This window comes from Streptomyces sp. NPDC046900 (assembly GCF_040644975.1).
Classification (GTDB): domain Bacteria; phylum Actinomycetota; class Actinomycetes; order Streptomycetales; family Streptomycetaceae; genus Streptomyces.
Genome location: NZ_JBEYXD010000018.1, coordinates 24,797 through 49,323, shown reverse-complemented (window position 1 = coordinate 49,323; position 24,527 = coordinate 24,797). Strand labels below are relative to the sequence as shown.

The 24,527-nt window shown below is 71.0% G+C and carries 20 protein-coding genes and 1 pseudogene; 11 read left to right on the top strand and 10 right to left on the bottom strand.

Annotated features, from left to right (window positions below):
- Positions 1-97 precede the first annotated feature (97 nt).
- The 9 genes from paaN (at position 98) to paaE (ending at position 8,452) form a co-directional block, all read left to right on the top strand.
- On the top strand, positions 98-1,807 hold the full coding sequence (gene paaN, locus ABZ904_RS19950) for a phenylacetic acid degradation protein PaaN (RefSeq protein ID WP_361824762.1): 1,710 nt from the start codon (positions 98-100) through the stop codon (positions 1,805-1,807).
- Complete coding sequence (locus tag ABZ904_RS19945) at positions 1,807-3,030, top strand: acetyl-CoA C-acyltransferase (RefSeq protein ID WP_360995888.1); 1,224 nt, start codon at positions 1,807-1,809, stop codon at positions 3,028-3,030. The genes paaN and ABZ904_RS19945 overlap by 1 nt, the downstream gene beginning before the upstream one ends.
- Positions 3,031-3,035: 5 nt before the next feature.
- The gene (locus ABZ904_RS19940; protein ID WP_359392292.1) at positions 3,036-3,776 is read left to right on the top strand and encodes an enoyl-CoA hydratase/isomerase family protein; all 741 of its coding nucleotides are present in this window, start codon (positions 3,036-3,038) and stop codon (positions 3,774-3,776) included.
- Entirely contained in the window at positions 3,773-4,636 is an 864-nt protein-coding gene (locus tag ABZ904_RS19935) for a 3-hydroxyacyl-CoA dehydrogenase family protein (protein WP_360995891.1), read from the top strand. The genes ABZ904_RS19940 and ABZ904_RS19935 overlap by 4 nt, the downstream gene beginning before the upstream one ends.
- A gap of 87 nt (positions 4,637-4,723) precedes the next feature.
- Positions 4,724-5,710, top strand: a complete 987-nt coding sequence (gene paaA / locus ABZ904_RS19930) for a 1,2-phenylacetyl-CoA epoxidase subunit PaaA (protein WP_359392113.1) — start codon at positions 4,724-4,726, stop codon at positions 5,708-5,710.
- Positions 5,707-6,000, top strand: coding sequence for a 1,2-phenylacetyl-CoA epoxidase subunit PaaB (paaB, locus tag ABZ904_RS19925; protein ID WP_100044009.1), 294 nt, complete (start codon positions 5,707-5,709; stop codon positions 5,998-6,000). Before paaA ends, paaB begins: the two co-directional genes overlap by 4 nt.
- 9 nt (positions 6,001-6,009) lie before the next feature.
- Positions 6,010-6,840 (top strand): 1,2-phenylacetyl-CoA epoxidase subunit PaaC, encoded by an 831-nt coding sequence (gene paaC / locus ABZ904_RS19920; RefSeq protein ID WP_359392112.1) that lies wholly within the window; start codon positions 6,010-6,012, stop codon positions 6,838-6,840.
- Positions 6,834-7,340, top strand: a complete 507-nt coding sequence (gene paaD / locus ABZ904_RS19915) for a 1,2-phenylacetyl-CoA epoxidase subunit PaaD (RefSeq protein WP_360995896.1) — start codon at positions 6,834-6,836, stop codon at positions 7,338-7,340. Before paaC ends, paaD begins: the two co-directional genes overlap by 7 nt.
- Positions 7,340-8,452 (top strand): 1,2-phenylacetyl-CoA epoxidase subunit PaaE, encoded by a 1,113-nt coding sequence (gene paaE / locus ABZ904_RS19910; RefSeq protein WP_359392110.1) that lies wholly within the window; start codon positions 7,340-7,342, stop codon positions 8,450-8,452. The genes paaD and paaE overlap by 1 nt, the downstream gene beginning before the upstream one ends.
- Positions 8,453-8,700: 248 nt before the next feature.
- Here the strand turns inward: paaE and ABZ904_RS19905 are convergent, their stop codons facing one another.
- The 5 genes from ABZ904_RS19905 to ABZ904_RS19885 all read right to left on the bottom strand — a co-directional run bounded on the left by ABZ904_RS19905 (position 8,701) and on the right by ABZ904_RS19885 (position 13,781).
- Positions 8,701-8,973, bottom strand: coding sequence for a hypothetical protein (locus tag ABZ904_RS19905; RefSeq protein WP_359392109.1), 273 nt, complete (start codon positions 8,971-8,973; stop codon positions 8,701-8,703).
- Positions 8,974-9,122: 149 nt separating this feature from the next.
- The gene (locus ABZ904_RS19900) at positions 9,123-10,595 is read right to left on the bottom strand and encodes a hypothetical protein (RefSeq protein ID WP_360995901.1); all 1,473 of its coding nucleotides are present in this window, start codon (positions 10,593-10,595) and stop codon (positions 9,123-9,125) included.
- A 356-nt stretch (positions 10,596-10,951) separates the two neighbouring features.
- Complete coding sequence (locus tag ABZ904_RS19895; RefSeq protein ID WP_359392107.1) at positions 10,952-12,142, bottom strand: protein kinase; 1,191 nt, start codon at positions 12,140-12,142, stop codon at positions 10,952-10,954.
- A gap of 302 nt (positions 12,143-12,444) precedes the next feature.
- Positions 12,445-13,164, bottom strand: coding sequence for a hypothetical protein (locus ABZ904_RS19890; RefSeq protein WP_360995905.1), 720 nt, complete (start codon positions 13,162-13,164; stop codon positions 12,445-12,447).
- A gap of 62 nt (positions 13,165-13,226) precedes the next feature.
- Entirely contained in the window at positions 13,227-13,781 is a 555-nt protein-coding gene (locus ABZ904_RS19885; RefSeq protein ID WP_359392105.1) for an RNA polymerase sigma factor, read from the bottom strand.
- Positions 13,782-14,223: 442 nt separating this feature from the next.
- On the opposite strand from ABZ904_RS19885, the gene ABZ904_RS19880 reads away from it, so the two are divergent.
- Entirely contained in the window at positions 14,224-15,819 is a 1,596-nt protein-coding gene (locus tag ABZ904_RS19880; protein WP_359392104.1) for an FG-GAP-like repeat-containing protein, read from the top strand.
- Positions 15,820-16,263: 444 nt separating this feature from the next.
- A complete protein-coding gene (locus ABZ904_RS19875) occupies positions 16,264-18,546 on the top strand; it encodes a peptidoglycan recognition protein (protein WP_360995963.1) in 2,283 nt (760 codons plus the stop codon).
- Between the two features lie 159 nt (positions 18,547-18,705).
- On the opposite strand, the gene ABZ904_RS19870 is transcribed toward ABZ904_RS19875, so the two are convergent.
- The 5 genes and pseudogenes from ABZ904_RS19870 to ABZ904_RS19850 all read right to left on the bottom strand — a co-directional run bounded on the left by ABZ904_RS19870 (position 18,706) and on the right by ABZ904_RS19850 (position 23,985).
- Entirely contained in the window at positions 18,706-18,915 is a 210-nt protein-coding gene (locus ABZ904_RS19870; protein ID WP_359392103.1) for a hypothetical protein, read from the bottom strand.
- 182 nt (positions 18,916-19,097) lie between these two features.
- Positions 19,098-19,451 (bottom strand): hypothetical protein, encoded by a 354-nt coding sequence (locus tag ABZ904_RS19865; RefSeq protein ID WP_359392102.1) that lies wholly within the window; start codon positions 19,449-19,451, stop codon positions 19,098-19,100.
- Positions 19,452-19,745: 294 nt separating this feature from the next.
- On the bottom strand, positions 19,746-20,450 hold the full coding sequence (locus ABZ904_RS19860; protein ID WP_361824751.1) for a hypothetical protein: 705 nt from the start codon (positions 20,448-20,450) through the stop codon (positions 19,746-19,748).
- 70 nt (positions 20,451-20,520) lie between these two features.
- Positions 20,521-21,345: pseudogene (locus ABZ904_RS19855) on the bottom strand (nucleotide sugar dehydrogenase); the annotation flags it as partial.
- Positions 21,346-21,555: 210 nt separating this feature from the next.
- Positions 21,556-23,985, bottom strand: coding sequence for an endonuclease/exonuclease/phosphatase family protein (locus ABZ904_RS19850; protein WP_361824748.1), 2,430 nt, complete (start codon positions 23,983-23,985; stop codon positions 21,556-21,558).
- Positions 23,986-24,527: the final 542 nt, after the last annotated feature.

Below are 24,527 nucleotides of genomic sequence, written 5' to 3'. Positions count from 1 at the left end.
GTATACACCACCTTGTGTCCCGACCGAACATTCGGTTAGCGTGCGGCGGGGCCAAGTAATTCAAGCCATGCCAGTGCCTGTCAAGGGGATGAGTCACATGCAGCACGCAGTCACCGAGGTGCCCGACTTCTTCGCACGCCATCGCACCCTGCTGGAGCAGGCGGTGGCGGCGACGGAGAGCCGGGAGCACTGGACGCCCTATCCGGAGTCGCCCAGCAAGTCGGTGTACGGCGAGGATGCTGCCAAGCTCGGTGAGGCGGTCTTCCGGGAGCAGATCGGCAGGCCCTTCGACCTGCCCGGGCATCCGGGCGAGGGGCGCGTGGCGCCCGAGGAGCACTCCCCTTACGGCTTCCCGCTGGGCATCAGCTACCCCCGTCTCTCGCCGGCCGCGGCCGTGGCCGCCGCCAAGGACGCCACGGCAGCCTGGCGCGGGGCGGGCCCGGACACCCGCGCCGGGGTCGCCGCGGAGATCCTCGCCCGGCTGAACGCGGCGAGCTTCGAGATCGCCCACGCCGTGCAGCACACCACGGGCCAGGCCTTCGTCATGGCCTTCCAGGCGGGTGGCCCGCACGCCCAGGACCGCGGGCTGGAGGCCGTCGCCTACGCGTGGGCGGCGCAGAAGAAGCACCCGGCCGCCGCCCGCTGGAGCAAGCCGCAGCGCAAGGGCGGCGCCCTGGTGCTGGACAAGAAGTTCAGCCCCGTCGGCCGCGGTGTCTCCCTGCTCGTCGCCTGCAACACCTTCCCGACCTGGAACGGCTATCCGGGCCTGTTCGCCTCGCTTGTCACCGGCAACCCGGTCGTGGTCAAGCCGCACCCGGGTGCCGTGCTGCCGCTGGCGATCACCGTCCGCATCGCCCGTGAGGTGCTGGCCGAGGCGGGCTTCAGCCCCGACCTCGTCCTGCTGGTCACCGAGGCGCCCGGTGGCCGGGACGCCGCCACGCTCGCCCTGGACCCGGATGTGCGGATCGTCGACTTCACCGGTTCCACCGAGTTCGGCGACTGGCTGGAGACCAACGCACGCCAGGCCGCCGTCTACACCGAGAAGGCCGGCCTCAACACCGTCGTGCTGGACTCGACCGACGACTACCGCGGTCTGCTCGGCAACCTCGCCTTCTCGCTCTCGCTGTACAGCGGGCAGATGTGCACCACCCCGCAGAACCTGCTGATCCCCCGCGAGGGAATCGCCACCGACCAGGGCCCGCGGACGGCCGACGAGTTCGCCGCCGACCTCGCCGCCGCCCTGGACAAGCTGCTCGGCGACCCCGCCCGTGCCGCCGGCACGCTGGGCGCGATCGTCAACGACGGCGTGCGGGCCCGGCTGAAGGAAGCCGCCGGCGTCGGCCGTACGGTGCGCGCGTCGACGTCCGTCGCACACCCGGAGTACGCGGAAGCCGACGTGCGGACGCCGCTCGTGGCGCGGCTGGACGCGGAGGCCGACCGGGAGGTCTACACCCGGGAGTGGTTCGGGCCGGTGTCCTTCGTGATCGGCACCGACTCCACCCGGCACAGCCTGGAGCTGCTCCGCGAGACGGTACGCGCGCACGGGGCGCTGACCGCCGCCGTCCACTCCTCCGACGAGGAGGTGCTGGCCGCCGCCGAGGAAGCCGCCCTGGACGCCGGTGTCCACCTCTCCGAGAACCTCACCGGGCAGGTCTTCGTCAACCAGTCCTCCGCCTTCAGCGACTTCCACGGCAGCGCCGCCAACCCCGCGGCCAGCGCCACCCTGTCCGACGCGGCCTTCGTCACCGGCCGTTTCGCCGTCCTGCAGTCCCGCCGCCCCGTCCACGCCGCCGAGGAGTCCGCCTGATGCCCGAAGAGGTCTACCTGATCGACGGAGCGCGCACCCCGCAGGGCCGCTACGGCGGCGCCCTGGCCTCCGTACGCCCCGACGACCTGGCCGCCCTCGTGGTCGGTGAGGCCGTGCGCCGCTCCGGCATCCCGTCCGAGGCCGTGGACGAGGTCATCCTCGGCGCGGCCAACCAGGCCGGCGAGGACAACCGGGACGTGGCCCGCATGGCGGTCCTGCTGGCCGGGCTGCCGCACACCGTGCCCGGCTACACCGTCAACCGGCTGTGCGCCTCGGGCTTGACCGCCGTCGCCTCGGCCGCCCAGGCGATCCGCGCCGGCGAGGCCGACCTGGTCGTGGCCGGCGGCGCGGAGTCCATGACGCGCGCCCCGTGGGTGATGCAGAAGCCGGGAACCCCCTGGGCCAAGCCGGGCGAGGTGCACGACACATCGCTGGGCTGGCGGTTCACCAACCCCCGCTTCAAGGCCGCCGACCGGGCCGTGCCCGCCGGCGCCGGACCCGAGACGGTGAAGCTCACCCTGTCGATGGGCGAGACCGCCGAAGAGGTCGCCGTGCTCGACGGCATCACCCGCGCCGACTCCGACGCCTTCGCGCTGCGCAGCCACCAGCGTGCCGTCGCCGCCCAGGAGGCGGGCCGCTTCGACCGCGAGATCGTCCCCGTCCCTGTGAAGGACGGGGAGGTCACCCGGGACGAGGGCCCCCGTCCCTCGACCACGCTGGAGAAGCTCGGCACGCTCCGCACCATCTTCCGCGAGGACGGCATCGTCACCGCCGGTTCCTCCTCGCCGCTGTCCGACGGCGCGGCCGCCCTCGTCGTGGCGAGCGCCGCCGCCGTGGAGCGGTACGGGCTCACCCCGCGGGCCCGGATCGTCACCTCCGCCTCGGCCGGTGTCCAGCCCCACATCATGGGCCTCGGACCGGTCCCCGCCACCCAGAAGGCCCTTGTCCAGGCGGGCTGGCAGACCGCGGACCTGGACGCCGTCGAGCTGAACGAGGCGTTCGCCGCCCAGGCCCTCGCCGTGATGCGCCGCCTGAAGCTGGACGAGGACAAGGTCAACGCCGACGGAGGGGCCATCGCCCTGGGCCATCCTCTGGGCTGCTCCGGCGCCCGCATCCTGCTGACCCTGCTGGGGCGGCTGGAGCGGGAGGACGCCCGCAGGGGCCTGGCGACTCTGTGCGTCGGCGTCGGACAGGGCGTCGCGATGCTGGTGGAGCGGGTGTGAGCGCCATGACCCACGAGACCGTCCTGGTCGAGGAGCGCGACGACCGGGTCGTCGTCACGCTGCACCGGCCCGAGGCCCGCAACGCCATCAGCGGGCGGATGATCGCCGAACTGCACGACGTGTGCGACGAGCTGGAGCGTCGGCCGAAGCTGCTGCTGCTCACCGGCCACGGCCGGGTCTTCGCGGGCGGCGCCGACATCGCCGAACTGCTGAGGCGCGGCCGGGACGAGGCACTGCAGGGCATCAACAGCCGCCTGTTCGAGCGGGTGCGCCGGCTGCCCATGCCCACCGTCGCCGCGGTCGACGGGTGGGCCCTGGGCGGCGGCGCCGAGCTGGCCTACGCCTGCGACCTGCGCATCGCCGGACCGGACGCCGTGTTCGGCAACCCCGAGCCGGGGCTCGGCATCCTCGCCGCGGCGGGAGCCTGCTGGCGGCTGCCCGAGCTCGTCGGCGAGTCGGTCGCCAAGCAGGTACTGCTCGCCGGACGCAACCTCGACGCGCAGGCGGCCCTGGCGGCTGGACTCGTCATCGACGTCGTACCGGCGGAGAAGCTCCTGGACGAGGCGCATGCGCTGCTCGACCGCATGGCCCGGTCCTCGGCCACGGCCCTGCGCCTGACCAAGCTCGTCGTGGACTCGCCCGGCGCCCACCCGGTGGCCGACGACCTGGCACAGGCCGTGCTGTTCGAGGGCGAGGACAAGAAGGACCGTATGACCCGCTTCCTGGAGAAGAGGAGCCGAGCATGACCACCACCGCAGCCGCACCGGCTGTCGTCGGAGTGATCGGCGGCGGCCGCATGGGCGCCGGCATCGCCCAGTCCTACGCGACCGCCGGGTCGACCGTCACCGTGGTCGAGAACGGCGCCGAGGCCGCGGCGGCCGCTTTGGACCGGGTGGCCATGGGACTGAAGCGGGCCGCGGAACGCGACCGGCTCACCGAACCCGTGGACGAGATTCTCGCCCGGGTGTCCACCGTGCAGTCGGTGGACGCGCTGCCCGCCGAAGCCGACCTGGTCGTGGAGGCCGTCCCCGAGGACTCCGCGCTCAAGGCCCGCGTCCTCGCCGCCGCCGAGCAGGCGGTGAGCACGAATACGGTCCTCGCCAGTAACACCAGCTCCCTGTCCGTCACCGAGCTGGCCGCCGTCCTCAGCCGGCCCAGCCGCTTCCTGGGCATGCACTTCTTCAACCCGGTGCCCGCCTCGGACCTGGTCGAGATCGTGGTGGCGCCGGGCACGGACGACGCCACGGTCGAGGCGGCCCTGCAGTGGACGCGTTGCCTCGGCAAGAAGGACGTCGTCGTCAAGGACTCGCCCGGCTTTGCCAGCAGCCGCCTCGGCGTCGCCCTGGGACTGGAGGCCATCCGCATGGTCGAGGAGGGCGTGGCGGAACCCGAGGCCATCGACGACGCGATGCGACTCGGCTACCGGCACCCGATGGGTCCCCTCCGCCTGACCGACCTGGTCGGCCTGGACGTGCGCCTGGCCATCGCGGAACACCTGCACGCCACGCTGGGTGAACGGTTCGCCCCGCCGCGGCTGCTGCGCGAGAAGGTTGCCCGGGGAGAACTCGGCCGCAAGAGCGGACAAGGGTTCTACGCATGGCAGTGAACTGACCGCACTCCGGCACTTGCCGGACCCCCGGAACCTTGTCATATCATTTACCGAACGAACGGTCGGTTGGGATTGGTGGTACGGATGACTGCACAGCAGGCCGGCTCGGCGGCCGCACCTGAAGCTCCCCCCGCACTGCAGGAGCACTTCGAGTCGACCATCGCGCGGGATCAGCGGATCGAGCCGCGTGACTGGATGCCCGACGGCTACCGGAAGACGCTGATCCGGCAGGTGGCGCAGCACGCGCACTCGGAAATCATCGGCATGCAGCCGGAGGGCGAGTGGATCACGCGCGCGCCGTCACTGCGACGCAAGGCGATCCTGTTCGCCAAGGTGCAGGACGAGGCCGGGCACGGCCTGTACCTGTACTCGGCGGCCGAGACGCTCGGCGCCGACCGTGCGGACCTCACCGAGCGACTGATCGAGGGGCGCCAGAAGTACTCGTCGATCTTCAACTACCCGACGCTGAGCTTTGCCGACGTCGGGGTGATCGGCTGGTTCGTGGACGGGGCGGCGATCTGCAACCAGGTGCCGCTGTGCCGCTCCTCGTACGGGCCGTACGCGCGGGCGATGGTGCGGATCTGCAAGGAGGAGTCGTTCCACCAGCGGCAGGGCTACGAGCTGCTGATGACGATGATGCGCGGCACCGAGGCCCAGCGGGAGATGGTGCAGGACGCGGTCAACCGCTGGTGGTGGCCGTCGCTGATGATGTTCGGCCCGCCGGACGAGAACTCTCCGAACTCCGCGCAGTCGATGGCCTGGAAGATCAAGCGGCACAGCAACGACGAGCTGCGCCAGCGGTTCGTCGACATGACCGTCCCGCAGGCCGAGAAGCTCGGCGTGACTCTGCCCGACCCTGAGCTGCGCTGGAACGAGGAGCGTGGCCATCACGACTTCGGCACCCCGGACTGGGACGAGTTGAAGCGCGTCATCACGGGCGACGGACCGTGCAACGCCGAGCGGGTGGAGCGGCGGCGGATCGCTCACGAAGAAGGCGCCTGGGTGCGCGAAGCGGCGACCGTACACGCGGCCAAGCAGGCAGCCGGCGCCAGGAAGGGAGCCACGGCATGACCTCCGACAAGCAGGGTTGGCCTTTGTACGAGGTGTTCGTACGCGGCAAGCGCGGACTCAACCATGTCCATGTCGGCTCGCTGCACGCGGCCGACGATGCGATGGCGCTCACGCACGCGCGCGACCTGTACACGCGCCGCAACGAGGGCGTCAGCATCTGGGTGGTGCGCAGCGAGCACATCGCGGCCTCCACGCGCGACGAGAAGGATCCGTTCTTCGCGCCCAGCGCCGACAAGGTCTATCGGCACCCGACCTTCTACGACATCCCCGACGACGTCCCCCACATCTAGGAGCAGGGCATGAGTGACGACCACGTCTACATGGCCCTCGCCGAGGGACACGAGGACGACGCCCGCTGGGCCTACGGCACCGGCTTCGAGGATCCGCTGCACGGCGTGAGCTCCGATGTGCCGGACGGGGTCGACCGGGCCGAACTGACGGAGGTTTGCCTGGCGTTGGCCGACGACGCCCTGGTCAGTGCCCAGCGCCTCGCCGAGTGGACCACCCGCGCACCCGAGCTGGAGGAGGAGGTGGCACTGGCGAACATCGGGCTCGACCTGCTCGGCCAGGCCCGACTCCTCTACGCCCGCTGCGGTCAGGTCGACGGCACGGGACGCGGCGAGGACGCCTACGCCTACTTCCGTGACGCGGACGACTTCCACAACGTGCGCCTGGCAGAACTGCCCAACGGCGACTTCGCGTTCAGCATCGCCCGGCTGCTGGTGCTCGCCAGCTGGCGCCTGGCCCACTTCGAGCGGCTCGCCGCCTCGGCCGACCCGGTACTCGCCGCCATCGCGGCCAAGGGCGTGAAGGAACTGACCTACCACCGGCAGTACGCGGCGGAGTGGGTCGTCCGGCTCGGTGACGGCACCGCGGAGTCCCATCGCAGGATGCGTGCCGGCCTCGACGCCGTGGCCGCTCACCTGGGGGAGTTGTTCGAGGCCCACGACGCGCGGACCGAGGTCCTCGCCGTGCTGCGGCAGGTCACGGAAGCAGCAGGGCTGCCCCTGCCGGATGTAGCGCCGCAGACGGCCGGCTCCGGCCGCGCAGGCGATCACACCGAACACCTTGCCCCGCTGCTGACCGAGCTGCAGAGCGTGGCCCGCGCCCACCCGGAGGCGACATGGTGACCGTGCTCACGGACGCCCGGCGCATCGCCGAACAGGTGCCCGACCCCGAACTGCCCATGCTCACCCTCGCCGACCTCGGCGTGCTGCGGGACGTGACGGTGGCTGACGACGGCACGGTCGTCGCCGCACTCACGCCGACCTATTCCGGCTGCCCGGCCATGGCAGAGATGCGGGCCGGCGTGGCGGCGCGGCTGAAGGACGCCGGCTATGAGCGTGTGGAGGTCCGCACGGTCCTCGACCCCCCGTGGACCACCGACTGGATCACCGCGGAGGGGCGCCGCAAGCTCGCCGAACACGGCATCGCGCCCCCCGGCCCCGCACCTCGCCCGTCGCCGGGTCCCGTGCCGCTGAGCCTGTCCGGCACCCGCCGGGCGGTGCCCTGCCCGCGTTGCGGCGCCACCGACACGCAGGAGACCTCCCGCTTCGGCGCCACCTCCTGCAAGGCGCTGTGGCGCTGCCTCGCCTGCCAGGAACCGTTCGAGTACGTCAAGGAGATCTGATGGAGGACCTGTTGGCTCCGAACGCCGCCCCCTCCCCGATGCGGCGGGCGCGCCGCCGCCCGGCCTTCCACGCCGTGAAAGTGGCGGCAGTGCAGCGGCTGTGCGACGACGCCGCCGCGGTGAGTCTCGACATCCCCGCTGAGCTGGCCGAGGAGTTCGCCTTCGCACCCGGCCAGTCGCTCACGCTGCGGCGCGAAGTCGACGGGCGGGACGAGCGGCGCTCGTACTCCATCTGCTCCCCGGCGGGCGCCCGGCCCCGCATCGGAGTGCGGGTGGTGCCCGGTGGACTGTTCTCGTCCTGGCTGGTGAACGAGGTGAGGCCGGGCGACACCATCGAGGTGATGGCCCCGACCGGCGCCTTCACCCCTGATCTGTCCACGCCCGGACACCATGTGCTCATCGCGGCCGGCTCGGGCGTCACACCGATGCTCTCCATCGCCGAGTCCGTCCTTGCCGCGGACGACCGGTCCCGCGTCACCCTCTTCTACGGCAACCGGCGTACCGACTCGGTGATGTTCGCCGACGAACTGGCCGACCTGAAGGATCTCTACCCCGCCCGGTTCCAGCTCGCGCACGTCCTGTCCCGCGAACCGCGCGAGGCCGAACTGCTGAGTGGCCGTCTCGACGCCGATCGGCTGGCCGCGCTCATCGACGGACTGGTCGACGTCTCCGAAGCCGACCACTGGTGGCTGTGCGGCCCCCACGGCATGGTCCTGGACGCCCAGAAGGTGCTCGCCGAGCTGGGAGTGCCCGGTGACCGGGTCCACCAGGAACTCTTCTTCGCGGGCGAGGAGCCCGTCACCGTACGCCACGAGGAGCCCCGGGCCGACGGACCGGTCAGCCAGGTCACCGTCGTCCTGGACGGCCGCTCCACCACCTCCGCACTCTCCCGCGAGACCTCCCTTCTCGACTCTGCCTCCCGCGTACGCCCCGACCTGCCCTTCGCCTGCAAGGGTGGCGTCTGCGGCACCTGCCGTGCTCGGGTCACCGAGGGCGAGGCGGACATGCGGCGCAACTACGCACTGGAACCCGCCGAGGTCGACGCCGGGTATGTGCTGACCTGCCAGACCTTCCCTGTCTCCGACACCCTGACCGTCGACTTCGACAGCTGAGGAGCAGTTCTTGAACCCTCGTCTCGACGTCGCTCAGGGCGTGGGCGCGCTCCGTCGGGACCGCCGCAGTGCGGTGCTGATGGATGCCTGGGGCGGCGACGGCAGTCGTCCCGTACGGGGGTTTGACGTCGAGAGAGATCGGGTTGTGCTGCCGGCGGAGCCGTCCGCCCCCTGACCGTCCCCTTGCAGGGCAGCACAAGGCCGCAGGGGCACAGACCCTGGGTCGAGTTCGGTCGGATGGGCCCAGGTCAGGCGACGGGCGACGCGCACGCCAGGAAGGGCCCGGCCGCCTTGCTCCAGGACTCGCCCCGCGCGAGTGCGGCCGCTCCCTCCGTACGCAGTGACTCGACGACGGGCGAGAGGAAATCCGTACGCCAGTGCCGTATGGCTTGCTCCTGCATCCCGCTTGCGGCGACGACTGCACCCACCTTCGCCTCGAGCACGGCCGCGCCCTCCGTGATGTCTTCACCGGTCCACTCGTCCATGCGGTCGGCCACGAGGGCCCAGGTCAGCTTGATCATGCGCCGGATCGTAGAGGCGCCGGCTGCGCTGGGGGAGGGGGCGAAGGGAGTGGGTATGACCCCTTGCCTGGCAACGCCCTTCGCCGGGGCCCTTCCCGGGGTGCCGGTAATGAACGTGGCTGCGTCCACTCGCAGCGCGCACGCTGGCGTCACAGGCCTGCCAGGGCGAGGAGTTGGTGCATGTGTTGGGTCGGCAGGTTGGGATTGCCGGCTGCGACGGTCGCGACTGATTCCGATGAGTCGGCCAACAACTGCGTCAGGTCTCGGGTGGGAAGCCGCGGATGGGTTGCGATCGCGCAGCGCACCGTGTGATCGGGATCGGCGGCCAAGCGACGGACGAGATCCACCGGCAGGTCGAGGTCGCGCGGAGCCAGTTGCCGCATCCTCGGGTCGGGATCGGTGGCCAGACGCCGAAGGACGTCCGCGGGGAGGGGGAAGTCATCGGCCGGACGCCACCTGGTCTTTTTCTCCGCGCGGTAGCTGCGATCGATGCGTTCGGCGGTGGCGGGGTCTATCCGGTCACGGGCGTGCAGAGCCATCGTCGTGCGGACGCGGCTCTCCTCGTCGTCCAGCAGCCGGGCCACGACCGGCGCAGGGAGGCAGTCGGACATCGCGGCGGAGGCGCGGAAGCACGCGTAGGGCGAGTCCACGTACGGCAAGGGGTCGGCGGTCACCCACGGCAGACGCAGTGTTCGGAGCTTCAGACGCGCCATCTCGCCCCTGAGCTGCCGTTCAAGCGCGTCGTCGTCCAGGCGTTGGAGGTCGGTGAGCCAGTCCACCGGGGGCACGTCGGACAGGATCTGTGCGTGGATCGCGGAGCGGGTCGGCTCGGGGGTGTCCCGACGGGCGAAGATGCGGAGCGTGACCGACGGGCTGGGATCCTCGGCAAGCATGTCGCGCAGCGGCGGTGGGAGGTCGGGGTGCTCAGCGAGTTCCTTGCGTACCTTTTCGTCCGGGTCGTCGGCCAGCCGACGGGCCGTGTCGGCATCCAGTGTGCAGTGGCGCACCGCCCCGGCACGCGTGACCGGGTCTGCCAGCAGTGCCGGGAGCAGGTCGGCAGGCGGGCCGGGGTGGGGAAGCCGTCGGTAGTAGGTCGCGCAGGCTCCTGCGCGCACCGAGTCCTCGGGATCCGTCAGCAGGAGCCGACGCACCGGCTCCGGGGCCTGCGTCCACCATTGGGCAAGCGTCGCCCGGATCTTCGGGTTCGGGTCGGCCGCCAGTCGGGCGCGCAGATCTGTCGGCACGTGATCGTTTTCCGCCAGGTATTCGCGCACCTGTGGGTCGGCGTCGCTCAGCAGCCGCTCGAACAACTCGCGCGGTGCGTCCTCCGCGCCGACCGCTACGGCCGCGCGTATCGACGGATCCGGATGCCGGGCGAGCGTCATCCGGAAGACATGCGGGAGGCTGTGGTTGAGGGCGAGCGAGTGCACGAGCCAGTAGTCGTCGTCGGCGACGATGTCGGCGATCATGTCGTCGGTCAGGTCCGGGCGCTTGGCGACGGCGCCAAGGCCCTTGCGGTAGGCGAAGAAGCGGCGGACGAGTTCGGGCGGCAGCGCGGGGTTCCCGGCCAGTCCTTGCATCACCTTGTCGAGGTGGACCGGCGGCGGTGCGGCGTCCGGCACGGCAGGCGACCCTTCTGGCGCGGCGAGTTGACCGCCGAGTCTCTCATGCGCAGTCGTCCTGGGGCGCGCGAAGACAGGTGGGGGACTTCAACGAGACCAACATGACAGAGGCAGACCCGCCACGGGGGGTAAACGGGTCTGCCCCTGTATGAGCCGCCCACGTACCTCCCCCCGGAGAGCAGGCGGCGACCCCGCCCGGGGTCACTTTCTCCAGCGCACCGTCGGCATCAGGTGTCACGGGTGCCGGTGCATCGTTGCGAGGTCACCATTTGTGTGTGGTCCGGCACGTGTCTCCGTCACAAGCCGTATACGGCCTGACCATGTACCCGGCGGGATCGTGCGGGTCCGGCGTCGGGTCAGTCGTCCGATCCCTTGCCCTTGTGTTTCCTCCCGTGGTGCCCGCCCTGGTCGTCGTTGTCGTCCTGCGGTGCAGCCGTGGTGGACGGCGTGATGGGGGAGGGCTCCGCCGTGGGTGTCTCGTCGGGAGACGGCGCCGGCGTCGTGGACACCGGCTGGGTGGGGGTGTTGGGGCCGGAGTCCTCGTTCCAGGAGGCGCCGAGTGCGACGGCTCCTGCGAAGAGGGCGACCCCCACGGCGCCCAGTACCGCTTTCGACGGCACCCTGCGGCGGCCGCGCGGCTGTACGCGGCTGGCATGCTCCGGTGCGGTCTGTTCCGGAGGGGATGGCAGGGCGGCCGCGAGGGGGGCCGGTCCCGGGTGTTCCGGTTCTGCTGGGGCCGGCGTCCGGGTGTGGAGCCAGGCGGCTGCCTGGTCGGCAGAGGGGCGGTGTTCCGGGTTCTTGGCGAGCAGGTGCGTGAGGCAGTCGGCGAGCGGCTGCGGTGTGTCGGGGCGCAGGTGCGTGACGGGCGGCGGCTGGGCGTCGACGTGCTGCTGCACCACGGCAAGCGAGGTGGCACCGCTGAACGGCGGTCGGCCGGTGAGGAGTTCGTACAGCACGCAGCCCAGTGAGTAGACGTCGGAAGCGGGCTGTGCGGGGTGGCCCAGGGCGCGCTCGGGGGCGAGGTAGGCGGCGCTGCCGATGATCTTTCCGGTGGCGGTCAGGGTGCTGGCCGCGTCGTCGGTGAAGCGGGCGATCCCGAAGTCGGTGAGTTTCGCGGTGCGGTCGTCGGTGAGCATGACGTTGGCCGGCTTGATGTCCCGGTGGATCACGCCCTGCCGGTGGGCGGCGGCCAGCCCGGCGGCCATCTGGGCGGCGATACCGGCGGCCTCGGGCGCGGGCAGCGCTCCACGCAGGGAGCGTTCCTGGGACAGGTTCCAGCCGTCGACGTATTCCATGACCAGGTAGGGCTGACCGTGGTGGGAGCCGAAGTCGTACACCCCCACGACGTTGGGGTGATTGAGGCGGCCCGCTGTCTGCGCCTCCATGCGGAACCGCTCGAAGTCGGTGGCGTCGTCACCGTGCAGGACCTTCACCGCGACGGTGCGATGGAGAACCTGGTCGGCGGCTCGCCACACCTCACCCATCGCGCCGCGTCCCAGTAGTTCCTCCAGCTGGTAGCGCTCCGCCAGCAGCACTCGTACCCCCACCAGAAATCCGACAACACTGACCGACTGCGACGCGTTTTTCTGGTTTCGTCACGATTCTGCGTCGCGGCGGGCTCACGCTACCCGTGCCGGAAGGTCGACGACAGGCCGCCCCGGTGGGGTCGCGCCGGCGCAGGCGGACGTCGGAGGGTGACATCTGCCCGCACCGGCGCGTGAGCACTGGCGCACAAGGGGGGAGGCGCGCAGTGCCCGGGACCGGCGGGTCCAGTGTCTATAGCGCACGGGAGCACCCAGACGTCACTCATGCGCCGTGTGCAGGGCCGCACGGCAGGTCAGCCGGGTGGCTACCGCCGTCCCGCGTCCTTGCGCGACTGATGTCCGGGCTTCTTGTCGGCTGCCTTGCTGTTCGGCTGTCCGCTCGCCTTCCCCGTGCCGCCCGCCTCGGTCCCGGACAACCTGTCGGCGCAGTAGGCGGCGACGTTGTCCGCGCCGCCGGCGGCAGCGAGGAACCGCTGCCAGGCAGACGAGCTCAGCGCGTTGCCCCGCCCCTTCACCGACGGGTACGCACGGCAGTGGGCTTCGATGTCCTTGGCCGTCGGCGGGCGGCTCTTGGACAGGGCGGTGCCGGGCTTGGAGGATGTGGTCGCGGGCGGGGCCTGTGCGACGGTGGCGGACGGATTTCCGTGTCCAGGGCCGTCGTTGTGCGGCTTCCCGGACGATCCGGGGGAGCCGATCGCCGCCATCGCCGCCCCGCCCAGGGTGAGGCTCGCGAGAAACACGGCCAAGGTGGTCTTCACCGAGCGTCGCACCGAGGTGCGCCGGGGCCGCCAGTCGTCCCGCCGCCGCGTCCGCAATCCCGCGTGAACGCCTGCGTCGCGAGCGGCACGGAAAGCGGCGATGGCCTGCTCCTCGGCGGGCCGGCTGAAGGTATGGACGCGCAGTGCGCGGCCGAGCGCCGACTCCAGCCCTGTGGACGTGATTCCGCTGTCCGCGTCGGGCACCGGGCCGTTCGCGCCGGGGCTTCGGCGGGCGAACGCTCCGCCGTCGCTGTGTCGGTCGCTCATGCCTGTGTCCGTCCTTGCGTGATCGTTGCTCTTTTTTCTTACGCGTTTGGCGCGGTCGTTGCTCATTTCGACTGCCCCAGCGTATGAGCCCCCTTCTCTGTCACATCCGTAGCGCCGAGTTGGCGGGCGAGGCGTTTCAGACCGCGGTAGGCGGCGGTGCGAACCGCACCAGGACGCTTGCCCAGGACGCGCGCGGCGGCCGGACCGTCGAGGCCGATGACGACGCGCAGCAGCACCGCCTCGGCCTGATCGCGGGGCAGGCCGCGCACCAGTTCCAGTGCGCGCCGGGTCGAAAGGACCTCCAGGGCCTGGTCGTCCGTGGTGTCCGGTCCGCGCAACTCCAGGAGATCCAGGTCGAGCGCGGCAGGTACGGGGCGGCTGCGGCGGCGGCGCAGATGGTCCATCGCCCGGTGGCGGGCAATGGTCGCGCTCCAGCCGCGGAAGCCGGCCCCGTCGCCCTTGAACCGGCCCAGATCGCGGGCGATCTCCAGCCAGGCTTCGGACGCCACGTCCTCGGCGTCGTCCGCGACGAGCCCGCGCAGATAGCCCAGCAGTCCGGGCTGCACGATCCGGTACACGACCGCGAAGGCGGCCTCATCACCGTCCTGGGCCCGCATGACCGCGGCACCCAACTCCGCGTCCCGTGCACCGTCGCTCCGGGACTCGCCTCGCTGGCCCAAAACCCGTCCCCGTCCGCACCGTTCCTCGACCACGCGGGCGTGGACCCACATGGTGCCGCCACGGGCCCTGCCCAGCTCTACAAGATCATCAGCGTCGCACAGCACAGAAATGTCACAGCATCGGAGCGCGCGGGCCCAAAGCACGTGCTCCAGCGCGGTATTCGCTCTGCCGTTGCACCACTGCGCGCTCTGGGTGCGCCCCCCGGGACCGTTTCCTCGGGGGCCGGCCGCGCGTTCTCTGCCGGGGCCGGTCCGGCCGTGTACGGGTGACGCCCGGCGGGGCCGTTGCGCTTGGGGAGTGCCGGGACCGTGACGGACGAGGCGATTATCAGTTCTTGTAGGGGTGGGAGATTTGAGTTGCCGTACGGCCCGTGCGTACATGCCACTGAGCCTGGGACGGCGGACGTGGCTGACCGCGGGAGTCGTCGTACTGAGCGCGGCGGGGATCGTCACCCACGCCCTCGACCCTCAGCCGGCGCAGCCGCCGGGGCACGGACGCGAGTCGGCCGTGGGCACGGTCCGACCGGCAGACCGGGGTGCGGCCGCGAGGTGCACGGGGTTGCCGCAGCAGGGCACGGGCCGCTACAGCGCTGCGCTGCCGGCCCGGAACAAGCACGCGCCGAAGCACGCCCGGGCCGCCTCTGACTACAACGGCGACGGCATCAGCGACCTCGCCGCCGGTACACCGAAGGCATCGGGTGGCGCCGGCAGCGTGACCGTGGTTCCGGGCAGCCCTCACGGCCCCTCGGCCGAGGCACGGCTGACACTTACCCAGAACAGCCCTGGCGGCCCCGGCTCCTCCGAGCCGGGCGACCACTTCGGGGCCGCGACCGCATGGGGCGATGTCAACGGCGACGGCTGCACCGACCTCGTCGTCGGCGCTCCCGGCAAGGACGACATCAGCGGCCGTGCCGACCGCGGTCTGGTCACCGTCCTGTACGGGCCCGGCCTGGACTCCGGTTTCTCGTACACCACTTCGGGTGTTCCGGCGGCCGGAGCGAGGCTCGGTTCCGCGGTGACCGTCGGCGACTTCAACGGCGACGGCACGGCGGACGTGTTCGCGGCCGGCACCGGCAACGGCGGTACCTGGAACGTCCGGCTGACCGGCGGAAGTACCCGGAACCTCCGGCCGGCCGCCGGCGTCACCACCTCCGGCACGCTCACCGGCGCCACGGGTCCGGTCGCCCAACTGGACGCCACGTCGGGCGACTTCAACCGGGACGGCTTCGCGGACGTCGCCCTCAACTACCGCGACACCGGCGGCACCGGACGTGTGGTGTGGTTCGCCGGGTCCGCGAGCGGTCTGACCAGGGCAGGGATCCTCGCGGTCCGGGGCGGCCGTTCCGTCGCCGCGGGCGACTTCAGCGGCAACGGCTATGACGACCTCGTCATCGGCCAGCCCTACGCGTCCGAGTCCGGCGGCAGGACCGGTGGTCAGATCACCGTGGTCCCCGGCACGGCCGCCGGCCTCGCAGGCTCCGGCGCGAAGGTCATCCATCAGGACGGCGTCGGCGTCGCCAGCACCGACCGGCCCGGCGACGCCTTCGGCGCCTCCGTCTCGACCGGCGACTACAACGCCGACGGCTACGCGGACGCCCTCGTCGGCGCCCCCGGGGAAGACCTCACCAGCGACGGCGTCAAGCGCACCGACGCGGGTCAGGCCACCCTGTTCCAGGGCTCCGCCTCCGGCTTGACGACGAGCGGCTCCTTCACGCTCAACCAGGACACCCCCGGCATCCTGGACTCCATCGAGAAGGACGACCACTTCGGCTCCTCCGTCTCCCTCACCGACCTGTCCGGATCGGGTCACGCAGGGCTCGTCTTCGGAGCCGAAGGTGAAGACGCCGGTGACGGCCTCCTTCTCTACACGCCCATCACCAGCACCGGCTTCGGCCTTGCGCAGACCGTCTCGCTCCGCGGCACCGCACTGAGCACCCCCGCCGGCGCCCGTCTCGGCGAGGTGCTGGCGCCGTAACGGCCGGCGGCAGCCGCCGAGGCCATGACCGGCGTCAGGGTCGGGAGCAGCGGCACGCCGACGGCAGCCGCCGAGGCCATGACCGGCGTCAGGGTCGGGAGCAGCGGCACGCCGACGGCCAGGAAGTACGGTCGGGCCGCGGTGCGTCCACCATGCCCGCCATGGGGCCCAAGGCACCCCGGGAAGTGCGGGTTTGCTGCTTGCTCCGGTTCGCCCGCGCAACACACACGGCCATGGGCGCCGGCCGGCACCCGCAGCATTCGTAGTGATCTACGTCACCGTGGCCTGTCATCCCGTGACGTTCGTCGGTCGGCATGCGCTTGAAAGACGGGCTGCCTGTGTGGCTGGTGTGCCTCATGTGACTTTTTCTATGGGCCTTGGTGGGCCTCTGGGGGTGGATACGACGTGAGTCGTCGTACTTCGCATGCGTACAGACCGCTAAGTCTGAAGCGGCGGGTGTGGCTGACGCTCGGTGCGGTGGTCCTGGGTGGTGGGGGACTGGTGACCTATGCCGTCGCCAGCCCGTCCGGCGGTCACGCCGAAGGCCAGGCCAAGCGATCGCCGAGTGTCTTCGGCCTGACGCTGAAGGGCGACGGGGCCGACAAGGCGGAGCTGCCGCAAACGGGCACCAAGCAGTTCTCGCTGCTCGGTGTCACCTGGACAGGTGCCACGAAGCAGCTCCACGGTACGGCTCAGGTGCGCACCCGCAGCCTGAAGACCGGCGAGTGGAGCGCCTGGCAGAACCTCGAGGTGAACACCGACCCGCTGGAGGACCCGAAGGAACAGGCCACCGCACGCGGCGCGTCCGAGCCGCTGTGGGTCGGCCCGTCCGACGGCGTCCAGGTGCAGGTCGTCCGCAAGAACGGCACCACCAGCTCCGGTCTGCCCAAGGGGCTCACGGTCAACCTCGTCGACCCCGGGGTGGTGACGGAGGCCGAGACGAAGGCCGAGCCGGCCGCGTACGTGGCGGGGACCGTCGACGAGACGAGCGCGCCGCCCACCGACTCCGTCTCCCCGAGCGACAGCACCGGCGCCGGGCCGACGGACAGTGCGCCGGCGTCTCCGAGTGACTCCGCAACCGTCTCGGCCCCGGCATCGGCCTCGGAAACGCCTTCGGCTCCGGCGACTACGCCTGCGAGCCCGTCGGCCACCACGCCCACCGCACCGACCACGCCGCCGGCGCGGCCCTCGACGGTGCCGGAACCGCCGATCGTCTCGCGTGCCGGCTGGGGCGCCGACGAGTCGCGCAGCCCCGACCCGTCGGAGTACAACGCCGATGTGAAGGCCGTGTTCGTCCACCACACGGACGGGGCCGCCTACACGTGCGACCAGTCGGCGGCGATCGTGCGGGGCATCTACGTGTTCCACACGGCCGCCACCACCGCCAACCCGCCGGGCAACGGCTGGAACGACATCGGCTACAACTTCCTCGTAGACAAGTGCGGCACGATCTTCGAGGGCCGCAAGGGCGGTGTCGACCAGCCGGTGCTCGGCGCCCACACGTACGGCTGGAACCGGGAGTCCACGGGCATCGCGGTGCTCGGTGACTACACCACCACCGGCGCCTCCAACGCCGCGCTGGCCTCGGTCGCCCGTATCGCGGCCTGGAAGCTCGGCCAGTACGGCGCCGATCCCAGCTCGACCGTGAGCCTCAAGGCGGGCGCCACCCAGACGAACTACTCCGCCAAGAGCTTCACCGCGGGCAGTTCGTACACCTTCAACCGGATCTCCGGCCACCGCGACGGCTACAACACCCAGTGCCCCGGTAACTCCCTCTACGCCCAGCTGCCGACCATCCGGACCTGGGCGGCCGGCCCGGTGCAGGGCCTGAAGGCCACCTCGGTCGACGGCGCGGCCCTCTCGGGCTCGACGTACTACACCAAGGGCGCCGTCACCGTGCACTGGACGGCCACCACGCCGTCCTCGCTCATCAAGAGCTACCAGCTGCTGGTCGACGGCAAGACCGTCGCCACCACCTCCGGTACGGCGACTTCCGCCGCGGCCACCCTGGCCCTGGGCAGCCACACCGTCGCCGTGCGGGCCGTACACCAGTCCGGCAAGACCGCGACCAGCAGCGCGCTGAGCGTCGTGGCCGAGACGACGGCGCCGACGTTCACCACCGCCCCGAAGCTCTCCCTGCGCAGCGGCACCGTCAATACCACCGGCGTCCCGGTCACGCTCGGCTGGAAGGCCACCGACGACAAGGCCCTGCGGTACGTGAAGCTGCTGGCCCCGACCACGGGCACCTTCGGCCCGACGGTCACCAGCTCGAGCACCACCGCCAAGTCCGGTACCGCCACCACCTGGTCGATGCGTGCCTACGACTACGCCGGCAACTACCGCACGTCGTCCCCGGCGTACACCCCGATGATCCTGCAGGAGAGCTCCGCGACGAAGTCCGGCAGCTGGACCACCCGCTCGTCCACCAGCTACCTCGGCGGCAAGTCGTACTCCAGCGGTTCGAAGGGCGCGACCCTCAGCTGGACCTTCACCGGCCGCTCCGCCGCGTGGGTGGTCTCGCGCGCCTCCACCTCCGGTCAGGTGTACGTCTACGTAGACGGCACGAAGGTCTCCACCGTGGACCTGAAGTCGTCGAGCACCCTGTACCGGCAGGCGATCTGGACGAAGACCTGGTCCAGCAGCGCCAAGCACACCGTGAAGATCGTGGTGGTCGGCACCAGCGGCCGTCCCACCATCACCACGGACGGCCTCGTCTACCTCAAGTAGCCGGCCGCGCCGGAGTACGGCGTGTCCATCCGATCGGCGCATGCGGTCCCGCATGCGCCGATCGGCATGTGCGGGCCCCATGGTGATCGGCTCGGCGGCCTGTTCGTCGAGCCGTGTCGATCGTGCAGGGCCGGGGGGAGTCGTCCCCGGCGAGTTCGCCTACTGCGGCGGACCGCCCGCAGTGCCTCCGACGCTGCCGTGCTGGTAGTGGTGGGCGGGCCGGGCCGCATCGTGTGCGGTCAGCAGTACCGCTGCCTGATGCTGCATGTGCTGGGCCGCCAGCTGAGCCTCCGCGACGGCGTCACCGCGTTCGCGTACCAGGTCCTCATAGATCGGCAGATGATCGTGCCCAGACGTGGTGCGTGCCACATTCGGTCCTTCCGCTGTCGTGCGTGTTCTCGGCGTGGTCGGCGGTGAGGAAGCCGGCCGCGGCAACCGCGCTCCCGTCAGGGGCCCTGGGCCCGCGGACATCAGGCGTTACGCGTCCGCGAACGTCGGGAACGCGCCGGCTGCAGCGGTCAGTGGTGGCCTCGGTAAAGGCCGATGCATTGTCAGGCTCGGTTGAGCCGTGCGGCGATTCCGTGACCGATCAGCAAATAAAGAAGAGCCGGAAGGCCATAATTAAGGATGACCCGTAGACCCTCTGTGTCCATTGTGAAAATGTCCTGCGCCCACCAGGCCAGCCAGTCGGCCGCGCCGTGCACGAACTCGACGAATACATTCGTCCGATTCGCATGGAGCAGGAACAGCAGGATCCACAGGCCCAGGAGACCCGCCGCGATGTCGGTGATCGTGCAGATGGTCAGTGCCGTGCGGCGTGCGGCGGCCTGACGGCGCACCGCGCGGTCGGGATCCGAGGACCGGTCGTACGTCTGATATCCGGAAACCGGGTCGATGTGGCTCACGTAAATCCGATCTGACGCGTTGTCGTGTCGGCACGCTCGCCGCAGTTGCGAATTTCAGTCCGGGTCGGCGTACCGCTTCTGACTTCTTCTGCGTCCGGTAAGCGCCGCCGCGTTACACACCCATCCGTGATGACCTGAATATGGTCGCCTATTCGGGAACTTACCCAAATGTTCGTGTGCGACAGTAAATTTTCGGACGGGACGGACGACGCCGTGGGTTCGCCGGCGACGAGCCGTGCCCGGGGCCTGGGCCCGCCGTGGGCCCAGGCCCCGGGTGCCGTCAGCCGGAGGGAATCAGCGGTAGAGCGGGTGGATCTCGGCGGGCTTGTCGTCGGCGATCCGGAAGACCTGTTCCGACGACAGTCGCGTGAAGGAGGTGGATCTCACCAGGGAGCGGGAGTGCTTGGCCCGCACCACCTCGCCGATGGTCGTGGCGCCGTATTCGTCCGGCACGGACGCGTTGATGGTCAGCAGCACCGAGTCGTAGTCCAGCGAGGACTCATGGACGGCCCGAAGCACGTTCAGGGCGTCGACACGGGCCCGGTCCCTGGCCCGCTTGTCGGTGGGGTCGTCGGCGACGGTCCACGTGACGGCGATCTGGTTGCCGGCGCTGGGCTGCTGCATCTGGACGTCGAGATGGGCCGGCGGGTGTCCGTCACCCTCGAGGGACGTGGTCAGGACAGCGATGAGCCGGTCGAGTTCCCCGGAGCTCGCGCTCGGCGTCGCTGCGCCGCTGCCGTCCGCGGCGGCCGCGGCGTTCGGATCGTAGACGGTGGTCGACCGTGCCGTGGGCAGCGAGGCGGCCTCCGGCGGCTCCGACTGCGGCCCGACCTTGGACCGGTCCGCGCCCACCCGCTGGGTGGGTTCGGTGGCGCAGCCGGCCGCCGCGAGACCCACCATGAGGACAGCGGCCAGCGCCCTCGTGGCTCGTGCGGCCCGGCGCTCGCCGGATGTCCTGGGTGAACGCTCCCCGGCCATGAGTGCTACCTCGTTTCTCACTGTGTGCCCACACCTTGTGTCCGGGCGTGGCCCCGGCCCGTCACAGGGCCGGGGCCACGCGGTTCGGGGCCTACGGGCGGCCAAGCGCCCGGTACTGCCAGCCCGCCGCCCGCCACTGCGCCGGGTCGAGGGCGTGCCGTCCGTCGACGATCCGCCGGTGGGCCACGACCGAGCCCATGACCTCCGGGTCGATCTCGCGGAACTCGGCCCACTCGGTGAGCAGCACCGTCACGTCCGCGTCCCGGGCGACATCCAGCGCACTGTCCCCGTAGGACAGCTGCGGGTAGGCGCGGCGGGCGTTGTCCCGGCCGGCCGGGTCGAAGACCCGTACGTCGGCACCCTGCTGCTGCAGGGAGTTGGCGACGTCCAGGGCGGGCGCGTCGCGGATGTCGTCGGAGTTGGGCTTGAAGGTGGCGCCGAGGCAGGCCACCTTCAGGCCCCGGAGGTCGCCTTCGGCCAGTTCCCTGACCAGGTCCACGGTGCGGGCGCGGCGGCGCTGGTTGATCGCGTCCACCTCGCGGAGGAAGGCCACCGCCTGGCTGACCTCCAGTTCCTCGGCGCGGGCCACGAAGGCGCGGATGTCCTTGGGCAGGCAGCCGCCGCCGAAGCCGAGGCCCGGCTTGAGGAACCGGCCGCCGATCCGGTCGTCGTACGCCGGCGCCTCGGCCAGCGAGGTGACGTCGGCGCCCGTGGCCTCGCACACCTCGGCCATGGCGTTGATGTAGGAGATCTTGGTGGCCAGGAAGGAGTTGGCGGCCACCTTCACCAGTTCCGCGGTGGCCAGGTCGGTGACCACCACCGGGGTGCCCTGCTCGATGACCGGGGCGAAGGCGGCGCGTAGCCGCTCCTCGGCCCACGCGGAGGGGACGCCGAAGACCAGCCGGTCGGGGCGCAGTCGCGCACCGAGGACATGCCGACTCCGTCGTCCTGGTGGCTCGGAGTGGCCGCGGGCTGCCTCGGGCCCGGAGGCGTCGGCCCCTGAGGCGGAGGTGAACGGCCCCCGCAAACACGTGTGGCGTGCACGCGGATCGCGTACACGCCACACGGGGTGTCCGGACGGCAGCAGGCGGAGGGCACCGCCTACTCGAAGCCGGCCGTCTGCCGGCTACTTGAAGCGGACCACCTGCGGGTCGTGGTCGCTCGTCTGGTCGGAGAACTCGGAGTTGATGTGGACGACCTGGTACTCGAACTTCTTGATGCCAGGCGAGACCAGGATGTGGTCCAGCGTCTGGGAGTTGCCGTCGTACACGTAGCTGTACCGCTCGTCGGCCGGGAGGGTGTTGATGAGGTCCGTGAGGACACCGCCCGAGGTCAAGGTGGCCAGGGGCTTGGAGAACTGGTAGTCGTTCAGGTCACCCAGGACGACGACCTTGGCCTTGCGGTCCGCGGCCAGCAGGTCGGAGACGAAGGCGTTGACCTCCTTCGCCTGGGCGACGCGCTGGGTCTCGGAACCGAGCGTCGGCGGCTGGAAGGCGCCGTGCACCGGCTGGTCGCCGCCCTTGGAGTTGAAGTGGTTGCCGACGACGAAGACCTGCTCGCCCTGGAACCGGAACTCACCGACCAGCGGCTTGCGGCTGCTCGTCCAGGCGCTCGACGCCGGGTCGATCCGGCCCGGGGAGACGGACAGCTGCACGTCGTGCTTGCCGGTGGGGACGGCGGTGACTCCCGTCGTGGAGTCGCCGCCGGGCCGGTCCACGAACCTGACGCGATCGGGGTTGAAGAGGAAGACGTTGCGGATGTTGCCGCCGGGCTCGCCGCCGTCCGAGTCGTTCACCGGGTCGATGGCGCGCCAGTCGTACGCCGGGCCGCCGGCCGCCTTGATGGCGTCGATGAACTGGGTGATGGTCTTGTCGGCCGCGACCGTTCCGTCGTCCTTGGCGCCGTTGTTGTCCTGGATCTCCTCCAGGCTCACGATGTCCGGGGACGCCAGGTTGGTGACGACTCCCGCGGCCAGCCGGTCGAACTTGCTCTGCGGGTCGGTCGGGTCGAGGTTCTCGACGTTGTACGTGGCCACGGACAGTTCGTTGGACTTGCCCTTCGTCGCCACTTCCGGCGTGAGTCCGCCCGGCTGGACCGTGCCGAGCGCGGTCGCCTGGATGTTGTAGCCGCCGAAGTCGGAGTAGTCCACGGGGCCCGCGGTGGTACCGGACAGGGTGTCGCCCACATTGGCCTTGAGCTGGTCACCGTTCAGCGAAGTGACCATGAGACGACCCGAGTTGGGGTTGTCGTAGCCGGTGATGATCGTGCCGCCCCGCGGGGTCGGGTTCTGGTCCGGCTTGGTGGTGATCCACGTCTCGTTGTAGGCGTTGGTGGCGCCCACCACACGGGAGTCGCCGATCTGCGCCAGCATGCCCTCGTGGGCCTCCAGCCAGTCCAGCGTGTAGGTGCCGGGCTGCAGCTCCAGGGACTCGATGCTCGCTCCCTGCGCCTGCGGCGCGTAGGCATCGGGCAGCGTGGCCGCGTCGATGACCTGGGCCGCCGGCAGGGGGTTGCCGGAGGAGAGCGTGGCGGCCGTCGGGCCGGTCAGTTCCGTGACGGACTGCGTGCCGCTGCTCTTGCCGCCCGGGTAGTACTCGCTCACCTTGCCCGAGACGAGCACCGAGTCGCCGACCTTGACCAGGGGCGTGGCGGAGCCGGTGTAGACGAAGAGGCCCTCGCTGGTGGCCGGGTTCGCGTCGGGCTCGGGGTCCTGGATCCAGTAGCCCTTCGAGCCGGTGCTCCGCACACCGGTCACCACGCCGGGCACGTTGGTGACGGTCTTGCCGTTCTGCGGCGAGGTCCGGCTGGTGCCCTGGATGTCGTGGATGCGGAGGCTGCCCGGGGTGGGCGTCGGGGTCGGGGTCGGAGTGGGGGTGGGCGAGGGGTCGCCGGTGCCGCCGCCGCTGCTGTTGCGGGGGCTCGGCGCAGACCCCGTCAGGTCCACCGAGTTGTCGTCGGTGTCGCTGAACTTGGCGTCGCGCGAGACGGAGGCGGTGTTGCTCGCGCCGGTGGCGGGGGAGCCCTCCCGGACCACGGCGGTGCCGAAACCGACCAGGTCCTTGATGGTGCCGTCCGCCGCGCAGTCGGCCGCGGTCAGGCAGGTGAGGGCGGTGGTCGAGTGGACCAGTGCCACGGTGCCGGTGGTCGCCGACATCGGGATGGCGCCGACGGCGTCGGGCGTGGGCAGGGGGGTGTCACCGCCGGTGCCCTTGGCCTCCTGGACCAGGTAGGTGCCGCCCGCGGGGATGGCGCCGGTGAGCGGGGTGACCTGCCACTTGCTGCTGGCGGTGGGCGAGCCGGGCAGGTACTGGACCGACCAGCCGCTGAGATCGAACGGAGCGGTGGCGCCGTTGCCCAGCTCGATGAAGTCGTTGGTGTAGGAGGCGCCGGAGTTGCCGTCGCCGCCGTACACCTCGGAGACGGAGGCGTCCGACGACGGTGCCGCCTGCGCGGTGAAGGGAAGCGCGAGGAGCGATCCGGTGAGACCGACCGGGAGCGCTACGAAGAGGACCTTGGCACCTCGACCGCGCAGGGCCGGGGGTATGCGTGAGGACACTGGGTGTCTCTTTCTGACGGGAGCAGATGTCAATGGCGCGGCTGAGATGTGGGGGGTATGTGATGCTTCTTCAAGTCGGGGTAAAAATACGCGCGTAGATCCGTGCGGTACAAGGCGCCGACCCCGCGGTGCGGCAAACGTTTCCTGACAGTTCGCCGACAGTGCGGACCCCCGATGTGTGGTGTGCCTTGCCTTCAGCCGGGGTTCTGTTCTTCCGTCAAGTACGCGACGCCCGAAGGCGGGCCGGAGCGCCGGGCCGCAGTTGCCGGGGTCCGGCGGCCGGCCGCGCGCAGGCACGCGGGAGTTCCTCCAGTGTGAATCGGAAGACGACCCTGCGGCCCATGGAGTGGGCACGGCCGCCCCGCCTGTTCGAGCGCGGTCGGCGGCTGGACGCCGGGCAGGTCCCGGGAGGCCGACGCGTGCGGTCGCGCCGCCCGAGGGCCGGTGGTTAGCCTGAGGTCATGCTGTGGCACCGATGAGCCGTGCCCGCGGCGATACGGACGATGAGCGCCTGCCGCGCGGTGCTTCGGCGAGCGACGTCC

Coding starts and splice junctions, on each gene's coding strand:
- ABZ904_RS19880 (WP_359392104.1), top strand. CDS start 14,224: ATGCCACTGAGCCTGGGACGGCGGACGTGGCTGACCGCGGGAGTCGTC.
- ABZ904_RS19940 (WP_359392292.1), top strand. CDS start 3,036: ATGACCCACGAGACCGTCCTGGTCGAGGAGCGCGACGACCGGGTCGTC.
- paaE (WP_359392110.1), top strand. CDS start 7,340: ATGGAGGACCTGTTGGCTCCGAACGCCGCCCCCTCCCCGATGCGGCGG.
- paaA (WP_359392113.1), top strand. CDS start 4,724: ATGACTGCACAGCAGGCCGGCTCGGCGGCCGCACCTGAAGCTCCCCCC.
- paaC (WP_359392112.1), top strand. CDS start 6,010: ATGAGTGACGACCACGTCTACATGGCCCTCGCCGAGGGACACGAGGAC.
- ABZ904_RS19885 (WP_359392105.1), bottom strand. CDS start 13,781: ATGCGGGCCCAGGACGGTGATGAGGCCGCCTTCGCGGTCGTGTACCGG.
- ABZ904_RS19935 (WP_360995891.1), top strand. CDS start 3,773: ATGACCACCACCGCAGCCGCACCGGCTGTCGTCGGAGTGATCGGCGGC.
- ABZ904_RS19905 (WP_359392109.1), bottom strand. CDS start 8,973: ATGATCAAGCTGACCTGGGCCCTCGTGGCCGACCGCATGGACGAGTGG.
- paaB (WP_100044009.1), top strand. CDS start 5,707: ATGACCTCCGACAAGCAGGGTTGGCCTTTGTACGAGGTGTTCGTACGC.
- ABZ904_RS19945 (WP_360995888.1), top strand. CDS start 1,807: ATGCCCGAAGAGGTCTACCTGATCGACGGAGCGCGCACCCCGCAGGGC.
- paaD (WP_360995896.1), top strand. CDS start 6,834: ATGGTGACCGTGCTCACGGACGCCCGGCGCATCGCCGAACAGGTGCCC.
- paaN (WP_361824762.1), top strand. CDS start 98: ATGCAGCACGCAGTCACCGAGGTGCCCGACTTCTTCGCACGCCATCGC.
- ABZ904_RS19890 (WP_360995905.1), bottom strand. CDS start 13,164: ATGAGCGACCGACACAGCGACGGCGGAGCGTTCGCCCGCCGAAGCCCC.